The 17,154-nt window shown below is 33.0% G+C and carries 19 protein-coding genes, 1 pseudogene and 2 CRISPR repeat arrays (1 of these 22 running past the window's edge); of the genes and pseudogenes, 19 read left to right on the forward strand and 1 reads right to left on the reverse strand.

What is annotated here, in order from left to right; genetic code table 11:
• A CRISPR array of direct repeats spans positions 1-569; the repeat unit is 29 nt; unit sequence GTTTTTCATCAACTAAGTGGAATGTGAAT (it extends 247 nt beyond the left edge of the window).
• Positions 570-754: 185 nt separating this feature from the next.
• The 16 genes and pseudogenes from cas2 (at position 755) to ACQKMI_RS23045 (ending at position 13,529) form a co-directional block, all read left to right on the forward strand.
• Positions 755-993, forward strand: a pseudogene (cas2, locus tag ACQKMI_RS22970) (CRISPR-associated endonuclease Cas2).
• 183 nt (positions 994-1,176) lie between these two features.
• A CRISPR array of direct repeats spans positions 1,177-2,382; the repeat unit is 29 nt; unit sequence GTTTTTCATCAACTAAGTGGAATGTGAAT.
• Positions 2,383-3,032: 650 nt separating this feature from the next.
• Complete coding sequence (locus tag ACQKMI_RS22975) at positions 3,033-4,133, forward strand: C39 family peptidase (protein WP_427492710.1); 1,101 nt, start codon at positions 3,033-3,035, stop codon at positions 4,131-4,133.
• A 704-nt stretch (positions 4,134-4,837) separates the two neighbouring features.
• Positions 4,838-5,062 carry a hypothetical protein gene (locus tag ACQKMI_RS22980; RefSeq protein ID WP_323650275.1) on the forward strand — a complete coding sequence of 75 codons (225 nt, stop codon included), beginning with the start codon at positions 4,838-4,840 and terminating at the stop codon, positions 5,060-5,062.
• 54 nt (positions 5,063-5,116) lie between these two features.
• Positions 5,117-5,335 carry a hypothetical protein gene (locus tag ACQKMI_RS22985; RefSeq protein ID WP_323650276.1) on the forward strand — a complete coding sequence of 73 codons (219 nt, stop codon included), beginning with the start codon at positions 5,117-5,119 and terminating at the stop codon, positions 5,333-5,335.
• A 56-nt stretch (positions 5,336-5,391) separates the two neighbouring features.
• Complete coding sequence (locus ACQKMI_RS22990; RefSeq protein WP_323650278.1) at positions 5,392-6,123, forward strand: DUF2786 domain-containing protein; 732 nt, start codon at positions 5,392-5,394, stop codon at positions 6,121-6,123.
• Between the two features lie 74 nt (positions 6,124-6,197).
• Entirely contained in the window at positions 6,198-6,467 is a 270-nt protein-coding gene (locus ACQKMI_RS22995; protein WP_323650279.1) for a hypothetical protein, read from the forward strand.
• Positions 6,468-6,600: 133 nt separating this feature from the next.
• Positions 6,601-6,879 carry a hypothetical protein gene (locus ACQKMI_RS23000; protein ID WP_323650281.1) on the forward strand — a complete coding sequence of 93 codons (279 nt, stop codon included), beginning with the start codon at positions 6,601-6,603 and terminating at the stop codon, positions 6,877-6,879.
• 47 nt (positions 6,880-6,926) lie between these two features.
• Complete coding sequence (locus ACQKMI_RS23005) at positions 6,927-7,646, forward strand: thermonuclease family protein (protein WP_427492713.1); 720 nt, start codon at positions 6,927-6,929, stop codon at positions 7,644-7,646.
• An 18-nt stretch (positions 7,647-7,664) separates the two neighbouring features.
• Positions 7,665-7,883 (forward strand): hypothetical protein, encoded by a 219-nt coding sequence (locus ACQKMI_RS23010; protein WP_323650282.1) that lies wholly within the window; start codon positions 7,665-7,667, stop codon positions 7,881-7,883.
• Positions 7,883-8,851 (forward strand): hypothetical protein, encoded by a 969-nt coding sequence (locus ACQKMI_RS23015; RefSeq protein WP_427492715.1) that lies wholly within the window; start codon positions 7,883-7,885, stop codon positions 8,849-8,851. The genes ACQKMI_RS23010 and ACQKMI_RS23015 overlap by 1 nt, the downstream gene beginning before the upstream one ends.
• Before the next feature lie 58 nt (positions 8,852-8,909).
• Positions 8,910-9,050, forward strand: a complete 141-nt coding sequence (locus ACQKMI_RS23020) for a hypothetical protein (RefSeq protein WP_427492717.1) — start codon at positions 8,910-8,912, stop codon at positions 9,048-9,050.
• A gap of 169 nt (positions 9,051-9,219) precedes the next feature.
• Complete coding sequence (locus ACQKMI_RS23025) at positions 9,220-9,432, forward strand: DUF2187 family protein (RefSeq protein WP_323650286.1); 213 nt, start codon at positions 9,220-9,222, stop codon at positions 9,430-9,432.
• A 376-nt stretch (positions 9,433-9,808) separates the two neighbouring features.
• Complete coding sequence (locus tag ACQKMI_RS23030; protein ID WP_323650287.1) at positions 9,809-10,177, forward strand: hypothetical protein; 369 nt, start codon at positions 9,809-9,811, stop codon at positions 10,175-10,177.
• Between the two features lie 341 nt (positions 10,178-10,518).
• Positions 10,519-11,562 carry a hypothetical protein gene (locus ACQKMI_RS23035; protein ID WP_427492719.1) on the forward strand — a complete coding sequence of 348 codons (1,044 nt, stop codon included), beginning with the start codon at positions 10,519-10,521 and terminating at the stop codon, positions 11,560-11,562.
• A 778-nt stretch (positions 11,563-12,340) separates the two neighbouring features.
• The gene (locus ACQKMI_RS23040) at positions 12,341-13,000 is read left to right on the forward strand and encodes an EcsC family protein (RefSeq protein WP_427492721.1); all 660 of its coding nucleotides are present in this window, start codon (positions 12,341-12,343) and stop codon (positions 12,998-13,000) included.
• Between the two features lie 364 nt (positions 13,001-13,364).
• On the forward strand, positions 13,365-13,529 hold the full coding sequence (locus ACQKMI_RS23045) for a hypothetical protein (protein ID WP_427492723.1): 165 nt from the start codon (positions 13,365-13,367) through the stop codon (positions 13,527-13,529).
• Between the two features lie 336 nt (positions 13,530-13,865).
• Here ACQKMI_RS23045 and ACQKMI_RS23050 read toward each other — a convergent pair whose 3' ends face one another.
• Complete coding sequence (locus tag ACQKMI_RS23050) at positions 13,866-14,417, reverse strand: hypothetical protein (RefSeq protein WP_427492725.1); 552 nt, start codon at positions 14,415-14,417, stop codon at positions 13,866-13,868.
• Positions 14,418-14,561: 144 nt separating this feature from the next.
• Here ACQKMI_RS23050 and ACQKMI_RS23055 point away from each other — a divergent pair, with 144 nt between their 5' ends.
• The 3 genes from ACQKMI_RS23055 to ACQKMI_RS23065 all read left to right on the forward strand — a co-directional run bounded on the left by ACQKMI_RS23055 (position 14,562) and on the right by ACQKMI_RS23065 (position 17,110).
• Complete coding sequence (locus ACQKMI_RS23055; RefSeq protein ID WP_427492727.1) at positions 14,562-15,002, forward strand: hypothetical protein; 441 nt, start codon at positions 14,562-14,564, stop codon at positions 15,000-15,002.
• Between the two features lie 429 nt (positions 15,003-15,431).
• Complete coding sequence (locus ACQKMI_RS23060) at positions 15,432-16,109, forward strand: response regulator transcription factor (RefSeq protein WP_374967274.1); 678 nt, start codon at positions 15,432-15,434, stop codon at positions 16,107-16,109.
• Entirely contained in the window at positions 16,106-17,110 is a 1,005-nt protein-coding gene (locus ACQKMI_RS23065; protein ID WP_427492729.1) for a sensor histidine kinase, read from the forward strand. The genes ACQKMI_RS23060 and ACQKMI_RS23065 overlap by 4 nt, the downstream gene beginning before the upstream one ends.
• The last annotated feature ends 44 nt before the right edge of the window (positions 17,111-17,154 follow it).

Here is a 17,154-nt window from a genome sequence, read left to right on the forward strand (position 1 = left end):
AATTGGGAGTTACCCGTTTTTCATCAACTAAGTGGAATGTGAATGGCATCATGATTGTTGTAGCTTTTTTTGCTGTTGGCGTTTTTCATCAGCTAAGTGGAATGTGAATGTATTTGTACTAGATTCGTAGTTTGATGTGCCCTGGTTTTTCATCAACTAAGTGGAATGTGAATTATGCCAACAGAGCAAAATATCGTGTATTGTGATTTAAGTTTTTCATCAACTAAGTGGAATGTGAATAAAAGACTGCAGAGCAACTACTAGCAGACGCTTGGGGTTTTTCATCAACTAAGTGGAATTTGAATATGGATTACACAGCAATCGAATGGATAGAACATGCAAGTTTTTCATCAACTAGGTGGAATGTGAATGTTATAAAACGGAACTTTAGATCCGCTGGATACTTTGTTTTTCATCAACTAAGTGGAATGTAAATTACCACATATCATCCATTGATAATTCAGGTAGAGTCGGTTTTTCATCAACTAAGTGGAATGTGAATGAACGAGCTACAGTTTTTGGTATTGGCAAGCTTAATCGTTTTTCATCAACTAAGTGGAATTTGAATTTAAATGCCCTTCGCAAAGTGCGCTGTGCGACGTTGTTTTTCATTAACAGAGTGGAATGCAAAGTGAAGATATATCGATTTTTAATTTGTTTAGAGTGTTGTAAGTTCATCAAGCATTTAATTGGAGATGAAGATTATACAGCTTTAAAGGCATGGTGGTAGGATGTTGTATTAGTTGCGTATGATTTGGGTGCGAAGCGTGTCGCCAAGTGCATAAAGTATTAAAGAAATATTTAACTTGGACGCAAAATTCATTGTTTGAAGGTGAAATTACAGAAGGATTATTAAAGAAATGCATGGCTGAAATTGCAACAAAAGCAAACCCAGCTGTTGATTCTATTTATGTCTATCGAATTGCAAATCCTAAGCACATTAAAAAGGTAATTTACGGCATTGAGAAAGATTTTGAAAGTATGTTTTTATAAATTGCAGTGAATCTGTTTTTATATAAAATTTGATAAAAGCCTTATATACCACAGTTTGTAATTGTTTTTATAATGATTTGAAAATGACCATTAGCGATGTACTGCAAAAATGATAAATGATATAATAAATAAGACACTCTGAACCCTTGGTAATAAAGGTTTTTTTAAATGCCTTTAGGGTGGGTTTTTCATCAACTAAGTGGAATGTGAATCAAAAAACGGAAATGCAAGCATAAAATTCATTTATCGTTTTTCATCAACTAAGTGGAATGTGAATACTTTGGCTATCTGTGCTTCAAAATCTGCAGCTGTATGTTTTTCATCAACTAAGTGGAATGTGAATTATTATTAATATACATAGGCTTATTATTTTCTGTTACGTTTTTCATCAACTAAGTGGAATGTGAATATATAAACATTTGTACCGTCAGTTTTAATTTTTTCGAAGTTTTTCATCAACTAAGTGGAATGTGAATTACGAAGGATCAGCAGAAATAGAAATTCTATATATAAGTTTTTCATCAACTAGGTGGAATGTGAATGTTATAAAACGGAACTTTAGATCCGCTGGATACTTTGTTTTTCATCAACTAAGTGGAATGTGAATTCACGTTGCAGAATGAACTTTTCGCATGAAGCGTAAGCGTTTTTCATCAACTAAGTGGAATGTGAATTATATGAGATTGTGGATGCCGAAAGGGAAGATAATGTTTTTCATCAACTAAGTGGAATGTGAATAAAGCGACTGAAATCATCGGTATTTTAGCAGATTATGTTTTTCACCAACTAAGTGGAATGTGAATGGATATTGCTGCGTTGGCTTATACTGCGTAAAACAAGTTTTTCATCAACTATGTGGAATGTGAATTCAAACATGCGAGATAAGAATGTCGCAAACTCAGCGCGTTTTTCATCAACTAAGTGGAATGTGAATATCATTCTAGCAGGGTCTTTTGTAGCTGTTGCTCTGGTTTTTCATCAACTAAGTGGAATGTGAATTGATTACATACTCTAGTAAATTACGAAAGTTGACGGTTTTTCATTAACTATGTGGAATGTGAATTAAATTAGGTTGACTAGTGTACGCCCTTGTATCTCAGTTTTTTCATCAACTAAGTGGAATGTGAATAGAGTATGGCGACACATGACGTTAAAGCAGAGGTTAGTTTTTCATCAACTAAGTGGAATGTGAATGTAAAAATGGTAAGAGCAATAGCTAAACAAATCAAGTTTTTCATCAACTAAGTGGAATGTGAATTATGAGGACGGAAGCACCTTAATCGATGTATTGCTAGGTTTTTCATCAACTAAGTGGAATATGAATAAAGGAGCATTTGCTACAGACGCAGAAATCAAGACAGGTTTTCATCAACTAAGTGGAATGTGAATATTGATATTACGTTTCTTATAGTTAATGAAAACGGCAAAGAGGTAGGTGCACGCACATGTTCAGAGTGTGAATTAGAGAAGGTATCCACACCGAGTGTAACGGCCAATATGCCAGCTCCTGCCTTTCCTAAAAGTATCGCTTGTTCTTACTTATTCGAGGACGTATATAAGTATCTGTCAACCGGGATAAAACCTTTCAAAATAAAAAATATATTAGAATCCGCTGATTACCTATCATCCAGTCGGAGTTGGCAATGATAGTAAAGGTAATCCAATAAACAAGCCGTATTCTTACATTAAGACAATGACTTTAAATCAATTAGAAAAACTACCTGTTCAGTGCGACATGTGGGACATTGGCGGTTGTGGATGTTTTGTAGATTACTAGAAATATAAGTAATGATGAATTGAAATTAAAAAAGGTACTCTAGAGTCTGTTTAACAGGCTCTTTTTTGTATCTCCATTAATTTTCTACTATGTGAGATTCGTAAATAGAGGGAGTGTAATTTAATGACAAACGAAGAAGAGAACATAAATATAGTAAATACCTATTTTACTTTTAACTGGAAAAGAAGTAACATTAAGGATATAACTATTTAAATTCGATTTTAGTTAAGGTTTAAAAAAACTATAAGACGGAGGGGTTAAAGTGTTTAATAATTCGAAGAGATTTATGGGAATATTTTTGGTTGTACTATTATTTTCAATGTTAACAGTATCTACTGTAAATGCTGAAGAAAATGAGAATACCTATGTTGAAGAACAAAATCAGTCAGTAGTTTCGTCTGAATCGAATATTGTATTGAATGATTATATGAAAGTTGGATATTCTTTAGAAGCTTCAGACTTCAATATTACGTCGGAAAGAGAAGTCTTTGATATTAATGGAACAAACTTTGCGAAGTATTATGGTATAGAAAGTTTAAGTGGTCAAGAATATTTCGCTATTATTTCCAATTCACAAGAAGATTCAACCGTTCTTTTAGGTGGAGAAGGTAATGGAGATGTCTTTGAATTAGGGGATGAAAATTATTACTATTTTGGTGGTTTTAGTATAGTTAGTGCTGATGATACAAATCAAATTATAGAGTATATTAAATCGGAAGATGAAGATCTCTCGACAAATGAAATTAAACAAGATTTAAGCTTTCCATTGATGAATACATTAGCTTCTACGGGTGATGGATACGGTTCGGCATTATTGTCATCTCCTATATTTTCTCAATATGATCCAGATGTTAAATCAGGTTACCAAAGTTCTGCATGTGGTCCAACTACTATGGCAGTAATATTACAGTACTGGCATGATAAGAAATTAAAATCTAAATTACAAGTTTGGAACAGTGGTTATACAACTAAAGGGGCATTTATTAATAGCATGTATGCTAATCGTGGTGGCGCTTTCTATGGTATGAGTGTAAATGGTGTGCGTTCAGGTCTAGAAAATGAAGCGATTGCAAGAGGATATTCAGCTACAACAAGTAGTTTTAATAATTTTTACTCATATAAGACTGAAATAGATAATAATAGACCGATTGCAGTAAAGTTTGATAAATGGTTTTCTACTTGGAAACCTGGTGCAAAATATGATTATGATTATCACTGGACACCTGGACTTGGATATATCTACTCTGCCTCAAGTACAATGTTAAGAGTTCAATCGTTAGAAGCTGGTAGTACTTCTGTAACAGATATAAGCTATGCCAAAAACTCAAATATTATAACGATGGTGAGTTTATCAATTAATTAATTGTATTATTATAAATAAAATTTCTTTATTGTTAAAAATTGATAGGAATAGACACTAAAATCGAATTTTTATAGTTTGAAAAATTGTAATATTTCGATAAAGATATAAAGTTTTACAAGACAACAATATAACCTGACTTATAAAGCATTCTTGAGAGAGTGCTTTTTTTTATGTTTAAAATTAGGAGGAGAGATAAATGAAACATCCATTGCACAAATGAACTGAAAATATAAAAATATTCGAGAGTGTTTAACAGATTCTTTATTCCATATAAGAAATGTAAAAGACATACGTTTAATGTATACAGAAAGAAAATAAAAAAATACTACATTTATTTATAATATTTCTATATTAGTTTTTATACATAATTTTATTTTTAGTAAATATAAATATATAACTATAATTCAATAAAAGTAAAAGCTTTAAAAATAAATACATAATATTTTATAAAGGAGTTTAAATATCGAAAATAAATTCCGATTTTTTAATTAATAAAACGATATCCCCAACACATTTCTAGTTGCGTTTCACAATTATCGATCGATGCCGGATTCAGATGAAAGAAAAGAAAATTACGATTTAACACTTGCATCTCCTAATACATAATTATATAATGTTTTCATAACATTAATTATTTATGTTACAGAAACTTAACTTGAGTTTCTTCTCTTTTTAATAGGAAGAAACTCGAAAGGATGATATTTATGATTAATAATATTTCAATTTACTCTCCTCATTTGCTGGGGGAAACATCTGATCCACTTTTTCAACAAATCGATTCTCAGAGTGTTGGCTCTACATTCAACATTGGTTGCTTTACAATTGAGCGCTGCGAAAATTGGTTTGAGGTGAAAAGTGCTGAGATACATGAGTTATTTCACACTGTAAAGGAGACTTATGATTTCTTGAAAAACTTCAGCTTCCATTAATCAACGGGGAGTATTATTGATCAATCAAACATGTTGTACAGGAAGGTGAGATAAATGCCTAATAAGCGATTTTATGAAAAAATTAAAGGCAATGCTCTAAATCCTCAGCCTATGAAATTAAATCTTATGAGTTTTACTATGGGTTATCAAACTGATGAAATTGTTATGAGATGTCGATTAAAAAATGGCGAGTACGGTGAATTAAGAGTTTGCGAAAAAGATATTAGAAGTATGTTTAGCTGGTTTGATTTAGCTAAACAGATGAATGAATAATTAAGAAAAATGTTCAGTATACATTCTGTTGAGCAATACGGAGGTGGGATTACTTTATGAAAGAGGAAAAGTTAGATGCGATTATTAGAAAAATCAAGGGTCTGTTAGCAACAGCAGAGGACAACGCAAATGAAGATGAAGCACAGGCAGCCTTTGTATTAGCGCAAAAAATGATGATGAAATATAACATTGAAACATCAGACATTGAAGATAAAGAGGATGTAAAGATTGTGGAAGGTCAAACGACTGCTTACAAAACATTGTATTGGTATGAAAAACGATTAGCTTCAATTGTATCGGATAACTTCAGAGTTAAATTTTATTATAACAACAAACGCAATAACGGCAGGGTGAAGCGAACAATTATGTTCTTTGGCTTAGATCATGATGTGAAAATAGCCAAAGAAATCTATGTATTAGCAAATGATGCAATGGACCATTATGTAAAACGCTTCATTGATGAATTTTATTTAGTAAACAATTTTATTCGTGAAAAGTCCTATACAATGCAACTTAAAGGTTCCTACTTACGAGGATTCTTAGATGGGCTCCAACAAAAATTAGATTCTCAACGAACAGCATTGCAAGAAGAATACGGATTAATTCTCCTAACACCTAAAGTTGTTGAAGATAGCTACAATGAACTTTCTAAATCCTTTGATGGAACACTCAGCTACAAAATGCCGAAAATCGAAGAAATCGTTGCTTATGCGGCTGGAGTGGAAGATGGAAATAAGATAGATTATTCAAAATCCACTATTGATGATGAAATTGAGGTTTATATATAGTTCGGAAATCAAAGTTGCTGAACAATTGAGGACCATGTCAGACAGAAATTGTCCAATAAGTGAGGTGAAGGAGTATGGAGTTTTGGGACGAGCACCGAACGATCGTTTCAAGATACGCAGATGGAGAGGATTTATTTGGTTTTCGATATATTCAGTATTATGTAGCTCATAGAAACAATAAAATTATGCGTACTCTTACTTTATATATTAATCCAAATTATACAAAGGGTAGCGAAGAGAATGAGTATACAAGAGCCACTATGTCAAATGAAGAAACTTCTTTATTTCAATCAAATCTTATAATAGAAAATTTAGGCGGACTATTACTTCCTTTTCATTATTGATTTGCTGCGACTAAAACAATATAAAATAATTAATTTTTCACTACTTTGAATTGAGGAAAACATACGAATTTCGATATAGAAAGTGAATATGCCAGTTTCAATCACTTTCTATATCAACTTGGGAGGATATAAAATGATAACTAAAACATTACCAGAACGTATTAAATTAACACCGAAGCAAAGTGCTCCAATTCAGCACCGCTGTATTTTGATCGCTTCAAGCGAAGCAGTACCCCACAAACTGATTGACATTGAATTTATGGATGTGGAATTGACATCTATAGATATACAGGAGCTAGTCGAATTGAATTATATGTCAATAAGATACCTTCACCAATCTGATATGCGCATATTCATAGGTATGGTTGAGCCTGAACAAACATTTTTTGTATATCAAGAAATCACTTTTTAAGACGCCCGTCAATTTATACGTAGTTTATTTATACGAGGAGGGCTTATATGAAAAAGTTATTTCTGTATGCTTCGATTATTGCAAATTTAAGTATATTTTTGATATTAGGTGGTTGTGAGGGTATTTCTCGTTTAAAGAAGTTAGTAACCGATGATCAGGATTTACAAATCCAATTAGAGGCACAGGAAGTTCCTATCTTAGAGGATTGGGAAAATATCTTAAATTATCCAGAGGGAATTTATTCCTCTACTTCGCAAACCGCTTCAAATGATAAAATTTTAATAGATAAAGTGATTGCTATAGACGGTGATACCTTAAAAGCACGTATTTCCAAAGCCGACCTACTAGAACACGATATCCCTGCCTCATTGTTTAAAAAAGGAGCTGGCGATTACACCGAAATGACAGTCCGCTATTTATTAATCGACACCCCTGAAAGTGTCCATCCAACAAAAGGAGAGCAACCTTATGGAAAAGATGCATCTAAGCGAAATACTGAATTGCTAAGGCAAGATCGGGTATCAATAATGTTCGATGTAGGTAATAAAGTTGATGATTATGGTAGATTATTAGCTTATGTATATGTAGGAGATTTATTGATACAAGAAAGCTTAGTCCGCGAAGGATATGCTCGTGTAGGCTATGTGTTCCCTCCCAACACATCTAAATTGACTGTGCTACAAGGGGCTGAAAAGAAAGCTAAAGCTGAAGGACTTCTAATTTGGTCTATACCTAATTATGTGACGTCTACAGGGTTTAAGGAATAATGAGAGGAGAAAGAGGCATTGTCTACAATCAAGATTCCTGTAACGTTGTATGATAAAACACAAACATTTATTGAGATACATTCCATTAAAGCATTTCGAGTTTCTCTGACATTTTGGTTACTTGGTGAAAGCATTCCCTTCACTGTTACCCTTGCTCAGAATTACACGATTTCTTTACCATTAATCCCAGAACCAATTTTTTTAGAATCTTATGTTAAAGGGGGACACAGTGAGTGATGACACATCCATTTCAATTTATCGATAAACAAGAGCCTTCTATTTCGATTTCACAAGCAGCTGAGGAACTCGGGCTCGGTCAAAGTACCATTTATAACTATATTAAAGAAGGATTACTTGAAGCTGTTGATACATTTGATGGACCGAAAACAGTGACAGTTGCAAGCATTGAAAAATTGAAACAAAGGGGCATTGATCAGTCAACTGGTACGAGTTTAGGGCAATTGGCTAAAGAACTGAACGTCACACGTTCTCGACTCCTAAAAACAGTCGAACAAGCCGGAATAACCATTCCAAAGGTAAAACACGGAAATCGAGAACAGTATAATATTACAACTGAAGTAAAAGAAAAAGTATTAGAAGCTCTAATGCATCAAAAAGAATTCCCTAAAACATCATTCTTCTATAGAAAAGATAATATTTGCTTACACCAGCCTTTTTATAGTGACCTGCAGGAGCAAGAATATAGAATAATTTATGAAGATGGGACATGGGGAATAGGGACGCCAGCCGGGATATGTGATTTTGAAATTGCTAAAGCAAGATATCAGCTAAGACCTTTATACAATGTCCATTCAAAGTTAAGGAATACTACACTCCAGGTAACTTTTCAAATCAGTCTGGTAAATCCTAAATTCTTTAAATTTATGGATACATTATATGTATTATGCGGCATTGAAAATTTATCCTTTCAATATGACCAAGAAAATCTTATTGTTAGAGCACGTGCAGGCAGATACAAACTACTGAAGGAAGAATTGGCTAGTCGCTGCATAGACTTACAACCATTCATGATTGACGGGGAAGTGAAGAGTTCCGAAGCGGGTATGATACTAACTAGCACCGATATTGTGGTACCAGTTACATTGACTAAACAACAGTATGAATACTGTTCATCACTAGCATCAAAAAAACAAATGAGTTGTGAAGAATATCTATTAAACCTAGTATTAGAAAATAAGGACTGATACCATGAGCATAATTTATACTTGCACTTGTGCAAAGTGTAAGAAATTAAAACCTACTGTGAAGCTTAATCGAATAGCAGACGTTATTGTATGTGAAAAATGCTTTAATGATGTACTTCTAATAGCGAGTCCGGCTGAATACTATACCTTGCTGTCAGCGAAGGAAGCTTTACAAAATGAGCCAATTGTTATTGAATAATATAAATTCCTACGGTATACTGTATTTGTTATTCTAAACCGTATATTTAAAACAGGAGTACCCTGAAGAATCAAGTCGTTTTTTCAAACGGCTTATTTGGATGGGTACTTTTTTGTTTTTAATTTGTAGTTTTAATGAAAAAACTTTCTTTATATAAAGGAGTAACAACATGGAAAAGATTTCAAAAACAGGGGACTTATTTAAATTTACTCGTAATAACATCCCGAAAGTTATAGCTGTTCGACCAGCGACAGTTATGGTGGAATTACCGACCGAATATGCAGAGATGCTTAAACTGCCAAACCATTTAACAGTTGTGAATCATAAAAATTACCGTATTCTTCGCAAATCTTCACTATCCCTTAGAGACCGGGTTTCTTAATTAGGGTTGCAAACCAAAAACATATTTATGTTTTATGGAAGCTCCTTTAAAAACCTCGTTTAAAGTAAATTAAGCGAGGCATCTGTTTGTTTTATGATAATAAAGTCGTTTAAAACATCTGTCATGCCATTCAACAATCTGGTACGAGTGTTGTAGAACTCTTAATTTCAAATGACTTTATTGTTATATTTTTTAGTGTATAGAAGCATCTTTCATCAAAATTAAACAACTATATTGTCGTCCCTTCTTATATTCTTTCGAAAAATTTGCCTAAAATAGAAAGAATACTTGTACAAACCTCGATTCATTGTTATATTTTTTATATATACGAATTTTAGTTTGGCTATATATAGAAAATTTGGAGGTGGAGGATACAATGCGTACGCCTATATTATTGAGACTGCCAAGCGATGTTGTGAAGTTATTAAATCTGTATATGGATGAAGAGTACATTCAACATTTAAATACCGCACTTGATCGGTTGCTGTTGGAATATACTCGTAAATATGATGGCTCCGGTCCGCTTTTCCAAAATTCATATACATGGCCGTCACCTAATGATGAAGATACAAGCTATCTTTACAAAGTACCAAACAAGGTGTTAACTCGTATCGATAACATGGTGACAGAAGCTTTTGATAAAGGCTATACTCGCCTTACAGGAGCTAATCGTAGCGGTATAATCTATAACCTAATCCGAGTGTATGTAAAAAGTTACTATCAAACATCCGCTCAAATATCTTAGAGCTAAGAATAACAGAAAAAAACCATCCTGTTGGCAGCAGAATGGTTGAGATTTAAAATTCTTGTCAAGGAAAATTGGCGTTTTCGTTGACAGTGTGTGAAAAGACGCGGCAAACGTTTTTCACATGGTCCATAGACTTGGTTGTGTAATTGAAGTTTTAAACTAAATAAATTTTTAAATCCTTCGAATGAGGACTCTTTAAAAAAGAGGACTTAACGAGGGCTGCTTTCATATTGTCTAAAACGACTTTTTAATTGACTTTATCATAACAATTATTAAAAACATTTTCAATAATTACATACATATTTTAAGAAAATACATATTAAAAGGAGGAGGAAGTCATGAGAGTAATAGATGGTATCCAGTTTTTTGATGCCGAGCAGCAATTTTTAAAACTCTATGAATACGAACAAGATCATGAACAACAAAAGAAACTTACCGCTTCCTCCGTTGTTACATATTTACTGATGCGTTCACAGTGTGATGAGGCTGGGCTGATTTATGAAACTGAATTTAATCTGAAGTTAGTATGTGAAAAATTGGGCTTACCATATAGCTCCATACATAATGGCTATCACCGTCTATTTGAAATTGGTCTATTAGCTATTACACGTATCGGTGAACGTACATACATTCAATTGCCAATGGTTGCTGCCCATGTTCCGAGCAAAGAGGATAATGAAATCAGTAGTTACTTCCGTATTCCAAATGCAATTTTTAATGGTACGTTTTTAAATACATTCATAAAAGCACGCGATGTACGAGGTTTACTGGGTGTATTTGATTTATTAAATGGTTTATTCCGTGAGTATTCAAATAAAAGGAACACTTCACTTAAACGTAAGAAAGCAACACTAATAAAAAAATTAAAGCAATCCAAATATGCTTTTAAAAGCTGGATACGCCGAGTATTCTCAAGCAAAGAGAGTCTTATTGAAATCAAAATAGAGCATGAGGATATGTATGAATTGAAATTTGCTGAAGCGGCATTTACCGAACGAAAGCAAGATGTGGCTTATGAAAAGTTCAATGCTGCAGTACGCAATACACTTTCTTCATTATTGAAATCTAGCAGTATTAAATACTCAACGAAGGAGTTAAAGGATATGCAGTTTGCATGTCAGCAGGAATTAACAGCTCCGTTATATCGCGCCATTCTAGTTAATGATCAAGCTGAGAAATTTGGAGCGTTAGTGGTACCAGATGTTATAAGTAACACAATTAGTAAAATAGAAAGTTCAAATGCTCGAGTACTGGGCGCGTACTTTAGAAGAACTATCAAGAGTCAGATTCAAGAAGTAATGAAAGAAGAGATTCCTTTACGAAGACTCATAGCAAGTACATACAGAGACGAAGGATTAGAAGTACCGGTTCAATTCCTTTAATAGCTTTTTTCGAAAAAATACATCGAAAAAGGCTATTTGTCGTTGTTTAAAAAAAGTATCATATATATAAATTTCTAGATTACACTGAAAGCTTTTAAATCGCAGCATTTAAAGCTTCTTTTTTTATTTTCCAATCCATTTCACTTTGTGGATAAATATCAACCCTAAAAATGAATTTAAATCATATTGTGAATAACTTTTTTTGTTTTTTCATTATTTCTGAATAATTTATTCTGTTAGGTTAATAATCTAAAAAAAATAAGCGTTTTCTATTAATAATTTAATTGTTTATTAATAGAACCGCTGTAAACGTTGATATAACAACGTTTATTTGTACTAGAATCTCTCTCTATTTATATTGACTACTATTATATTTACTATGTAATTGCGTTTCTTTCTAATTTATTTTCTATCTATTAATCCTATTACCATAATTTTTTATACATCTTATTTAATTTAATAGGATTAATTGCTTTTTCTTTTATCAAGGATGATGAAAAAAATAATTAAGATATAGTAGTTATATACTGTTTTTCACATTTTTAATCCTTTCCATGCGATAAGGGACTTATAGATTTTAAAGCGCTCATTAGAGTGAACGATTAGAACTTTTTTTTATAAAGGACATGTAGTTTATTGAAATGGGGGATAGTGGGTTATTTTGCAAATGGCCTGTATTGCGTCTATTTATGTAAAAGTTTTGGTCGCTGATGAAATAACACCTTTCTGATAGAATGTGGATATAACATAATTTAGAAATTTGAGCGGAGGATAGTGAATGGAGCTAAATGAAGTAAATGTTCAGAAATTCTTAGATTGGACATATGATAAAGTTCTCAATGGACTTCCTGGTTCTGCTTCAGTATATGAGCTTGCTAACAGTTATATTTCCAAACATGGTTCAAATGATAAAGCTATTGATAGTCTTATACGATGGCAACAAGGGAAAGCAGGGGCTAATGGATTTGCAGCTGGATTAGGAGGAATAGCAGCGCTACCAATCACTTTACCTGCAAATCTTGCATCGGTAACTTATATGCAAATGCGTATGATCGCTGCAATTGCACATATACGTGGTTATGATTTAAAGGATGATCAAGTACAAACCTTTGTATATGCATGTCTTACCGGCCAATCTGCAGCAGATGTAATTAAATCTATTGGTATCGATATAGCTACTAAATTCAGTAAAGCACAAATTAAAAGAATACCAGGTGCAGTTATGACAAAGATCAATCAAAAAGTTGGATTTAGATTGATAACAAAAGCTGGTGAAAAGGGTGCTGTAAATCTAGGTAAAATGGTTCCAATATTCGGTGGTTTTGTAGGTGGAACATTCGATGCTTCAACTACTTATGTAATTGGCAAAGCAGCTAAAAAAACATTTGTAGATGGTGGATACGATAGTGACCATAGAACCATTATAGAAATTAATTAAAGTGAGAAGAGCAGTAAAACCAGTTATAATACTAGTACCATATTCAAAGGAAGAACAAAAATGGATAAATCTGAAGTTATGTAACATAATCATAATGACATCCATGAACTGAATCGATTCGTTTCATTGACTAAAAAGCAGGGGCATTATTAATAATCTATGGTTTTTTCTTAACTGCAACAATAGAATTTGCAAAAGATTTAAAGATTATAACCTTGATAAAAAATATAGGTGGCTCGCAAGCAATCAGCTTAACATTCCTTTTAAACTCAAGAAGAAGTAGTGGGATTTTTTTCTATTCTGATTTTAAAGAAGTCATTGAAGTAAAACCCAAGGAGACAATTGAAAAAAGGGGGGGGAGGTTATGTCAGAAGATAAAAAAAGTAAACAAAAAAAGGTGCAGGGAAATTACAGAAGAAAAATAAATCAAAACAGGAGTAATAAGGATTTCGATAAAAAAGAGTTCATTATTCTTGCTATAATCGTTATTATAATTTACTTTTTGAATGCTATTATCCCAGAATTTTAGAAAAGTGCATTTTCCTCTAACATTTGAATAAAGGATGTCTTTTAGGCATCCTTTTTTCGTTATGATGGATGAGAACGAATCAAACTTTAGAAAGCTGAGAAGAAACGCATAATGTAGCGCAAGAGCGAAATAACAATATTATTCCGAGGATGGCGGGGAGAGGCCTTAGTCTAAAAATAAATACATTTCGTTCATCTGTTAGGAAGAAATATACTTAAAGTAAAGGAGAACTTTAGTGAAATTTTCGATTCACAAAATATAAAACCAAAAGGCAGATTTATCTAATCTGCCTTTTGGTTTTAACAGTAACAATCTTTGAGAAAATAGCCTTTATTTTTAATCAAAAAACGCCATAAAGTATCCATTTCCTTTGTGCGTTAGTTTTGCCATATAAAATTCAGCAGCACCTTTTACACCATCATCATCAACATAACCCGAAATACCTCGATATTCTAATGCGAAATATTTAGAGCCAGAAATCACGTATTGTTTCCCTACATTATCATCTATATACGGATCGCTTTCCCTTAATTGATAAATTACTGGACCGAAATCAGTTTGCTCTATTTCTACTTTAAAATCTCCTCCAGTAGAATGCCAAATGCTTGAGTTTGAGTAAACCGTTTCAGATCCAAGCAAATCCCATACGCCGTTATTTAGTGTATTTATTCCTAAACGACTTTTTAATGATTCTTCTGGCTCGATTGTTCTGATAATAACTTCATCCGTGATTAAAATATCTTGTTTATCAGTATCGTAATAAACGATATTCTCTTCAGCTTCTGATGGTTGACTTGTGGAATTGCTTAGTTCTGCTGCTAACGCATCATTATTAAATAATAAAAAACTACCTGCTAAAACAAGACCTGACAATAAACTTTTTTTCATCCTTATAACCCCCAATATTTGTGATACAATGTAAATAATAACATATATCCAAAAATATACATATAATTTTCGTATTTTCGTATAAGGATACTGAAGAACATTTACTATGATTGAGTCTATAATTTTATTTAAAGGAGTGTTGAAATGAAGAAAATATATATAATTTTTTCAATTTTGATTGTTACTCTTTTGAGTGGATGTAACGGTTTTCCAAACGGTACATTTAGCCAGCCAGAAGGCAAAATTATTCTGAACGGAGAACAATATACAATGATTTCAAGTAATTTCGAATGGGATGAAGACGATGTAAAAATAACAGAAATACGTTCTCGTGATCTAAATAAATTAGCCGATGATTTTGAAACAATAGATGTCGAAAAAAAAGATATATTAGATTTGGAAATTGAAAAAAATCCTTCTTTTATAACAATAACTAAACAGAATGAAGATGGTTCAATTGATAATGTTGAAATTAATGACCATAAAATAACAATGCCATCTAAAGAAGGCTATTATATTTATGAACTTAAGGTAGTATGGGATAAAGGAAAAGAGACTTTTGTTTTTGATGTTAATGTAAAATAAAAACAACAACTACAATGCTTGGATAGAGGAATCAAAAATTCAAAAGCTAAAACGTATCGATTGATAATAAATATAAATTCAACAGTTTGTTAAACAAAAATGCCCTTAGTCCAAAATATTTAAGGGCATTTTATTATGAGTTTATTAAAATTAAGTAGATGTGTGCATACAACTCAATTGTACCCCAGAAATGTTTCAAACCCGCATTTCTATGTCTCCAAAAATACCTTTATCAACAACTTAGTTGTACCCTAAAAATCAAAACTCTTTTTTATTCACACAACTCAATCACACCCTAAAGGATTCTCCTAGTTATGTCAGATTCCTCCACTGCTGTAGAGCAACGTGATACCTTGCGCACACAAAAGCATCCAATTGTTACTGTAAATGATGCAAGATAAATTTGAAATTTAGAGAGGGGGATGTTACTTGAAAAGAAGCGTGTTATATATTGAAGATAATGAGAAAATAGGCAGTTGGGTAAAAGGAGAATTGGAACAGCGAGGATTTTCTGTTCAGTGGCTGCTTTCTGGCGAAGGAGCTGAAAAAGAAGTAAATCAGCATGAAATAGTTATCTTGGATATCATGTTACCCGGTTTAGACGGATTTACTGTGGGAAAACGATTAAAAAAGGCAGCTCCTGCTGTTCCAATATTGCTGTTATCTGCTAGAACATCAATAGATGATAAGGTAGATGGTTTACAATTTGCTGATGACTATTTAACGAAACCATTCCATACGGATGAATTAGTTGCAAGATTAGAAGTATTAATCCGTCGAAGTGGTGGTATACATTCCGAACGAATTGCATTAGGAAATCATATTGAAGTAGATCCAGAAGTCCAAATGGTATATGACAAGTACACAGGAGAAGAAATTATATTGACAGGGAAACAACATCAAATTTTAATGTATTTCTTACGCCACCCTAATCAAGTGTTACCAAAAGAGCAAATTTATGAAGCGATTTGGAACGAAACTTACATAACTGGTGATAAAACAATAATGGTGCATATCCATCGATTGCGTCAAAAGTTGGAACGTCATCCAGATTCCCCAGAAATTATTGAAACGTTGAAGGGAATAGGCTATCGGGTGAAACTATGAAACAGAATAGATCATTATTTCGTCGTTTTCTAAAAGTGCATTTTCTATTTATCTTTTTTCCTCTTATTGTGCTTATTTTCTTCACTGCGTTCGTTCCTGTTAGCAATGAAAAAGAAATGAATATGTTAAATCTGTTTTACTTTACCGTACTTTTGTTTGGTTTTATTATTGTCGCATTTGTTGTAATATCTTGGCTGTTCTTCTTGAGACTTCGTAAACGTCTCACCCGCTTACAGGAAGTCATGTCATTTTCAGCTAATAATAATTCATTTCCTAAACCAATATCTGTTCAAATGGATAGTATGGATGAAATAGACCAGTTAGGAAGTTCTTTTAATTGGATGATTCAGCAGCTTGAAGACAGTCGCAAGCGAGAATATGAAGAGGAATTATTACGCCATCGACTCATTGCGAATTTATCGCACGACTTACGAACGCCACTTACCATTTTGAGAGGGCATATCACCAGATTAAATAAAGAATCAATGAGTTTTGAAGGGCAAGACTCATTAGGAGAGATGAACCATACGATTACAAGAGTCGGAGATCTAATGGATGATTTACTTTCCTATACATTGCTTACATCAGGGAAACATCCTTTTCATCCCACTTCAACAGATATTGTACGATTAGTAAGAGCATCTGTCGCTGAGTGGTATCCTGTATTTGAAGAAAAAGAAATTCAGTTAGATGTTGATTTACCGACAGAGAAGACTTTTTATTGGGAAGCAGATCCTAAATGGATGACACGAGTTCTGGATAATTTATTTCAGAATATTCTTCGCCATGCAGCAGAGGGAAAATATACAAACATTGTGGTTGATGTAGAAAAAGAACTGATCATTGTTGCAGACAGAGGTCCAGGTATGGATAACTCTTCCTATGAGGGTGGGGCGGGGATTGGTTTATCGGCTTCAAATTATATGTTGAAAAAAATGAAGCTGAAAGCTGACTTTACATCAAATGAAAATGGTACAAGAGTAGCTATTGGGAGAGCTTAACCTAAAGTTAACCCAGAAGTAAACAGCAAGATAACCGAGATTTA

The sequence above is a fragment of the Lysinibacillus sp. NPDC097214 genome, assembly GCF_050277945.1.
GTDB classification, from domain to species: domain Bacteria; phylum Bacillota; class Bacilli; order Bacillales_A; family Planococcaceae; genus Lysinibacillus; species Lysinibacillus xylanilyticus_B.

What these genes read in the sequence shown, in the direction of transcription:
- ACQKMI_RS23055 (WP_427492727.1), top strand. Translation starts at nt 14,562, where the DNA reads ATGAAGAAAATATATATAATTTTTTCAATTTTGATTGTTACTCTTTTG.
- ACQKMI_RS23015 (WP_427492715.1), top strand. Translation starts at nt 7,883, where the DNA reads ATGACACATCCATTTCAATTTATCGATAAACAAGAGCCTTCTATTTCG.
- ACQKMI_RS23025 (WP_323650286.1), top strand. Translation starts at nt 9,220, where the DNA reads ATGGAAAAGATTTCAAAAACAGGGGACTTATTTAAATTTACTCGTAAT.
- ACQKMI_RS23000 (WP_323650281.1), top strand. Translation starts at nt 6,601, where the DNA reads ATGATAACTAAAACATTACCAGAACGTATTAAATTAACACCGAAGCAA.
- ACQKMI_RS23005 (WP_427492713.1), top strand. Translation starts at nt 6,927, where the DNA reads ATGAAAAAGTTATTTCTGTATGCTTCGATTATTGCAAATTTAAGTATA.
- ACQKMI_RS23065 (WP_427492729.1), top strand. Translation starts at nt 16,106, where the DNA reads ATGAAACAGAATAGATCATTATTTCGTCGTTTTCTAAAAGTGCATTTT.
- ACQKMI_RS23045 (WP_427492723.1), top strand. Translation starts at nt 13,365, where the DNA reads ATGTCAGAAGATAAAAAAAGTAAACAAAAAAAGGTGCAGGGAAATTAC.
- ACQKMI_RS22985 (WP_323650276.1), top strand. Translation starts at nt 5,117, where the DNA reads ATGCCTAATAAGCGATTTTATGAAAAAATTAAAGGCAATGCTCTAAAT.
- ACQKMI_RS23030 (WP_323650287.1), top strand. Translation starts at nt 9,809, where the DNA reads ATGCGTACGCCTATATTATTGAGACTGCCAAGCGATGTTGTGAAGTTA.
- ACQKMI_RS22980 (WP_323650275.1), top strand. Translation starts at nt 4,838, where the DNA reads ATGATTAATAATATTTCAATTTACTCTCCTCATTTGCTGGGGGAAACA.
- ACQKMI_RS22990 (WP_323650278.1), top strand. Translation starts at nt 5,392, where the DNA reads ATGAAAGAGGAAAAGTTAGATGCGATTATTAGAAAAATCAAGGGTCTG.
- ACQKMI_RS23040 (WP_427492721.1), top strand. Translation starts at nt 12,341, where the DNA reads ATGGAGCTAAATGAAGTAAATGTTCAGAAATTCTTAGATTGGACATAT.
- ACQKMI_RS23050 (WP_427492725.1), bottom strand. Translation starts at nt 14,417, where the DNA reads ATGAAAAAAAGTTTATTGTCAGGTCTTGTTTTAGCAGGTAGTTTTTTA.
- ACQKMI_RS23035 (WP_427492719.1), top strand. Translation starts at nt 10,519, where the DNA reads ATGAGAGTAATAGATGGTATCCAGTTTTTTGATGCCGAGCAGCAATTT.
- ACQKMI_RS22995 (WP_323650279.1), top strand. Translation starts at nt 6,198, where the DNA reads ATGGAGTTTTGGGACGAGCACCGAACGATCGTTTCAAGATACGCAGAT.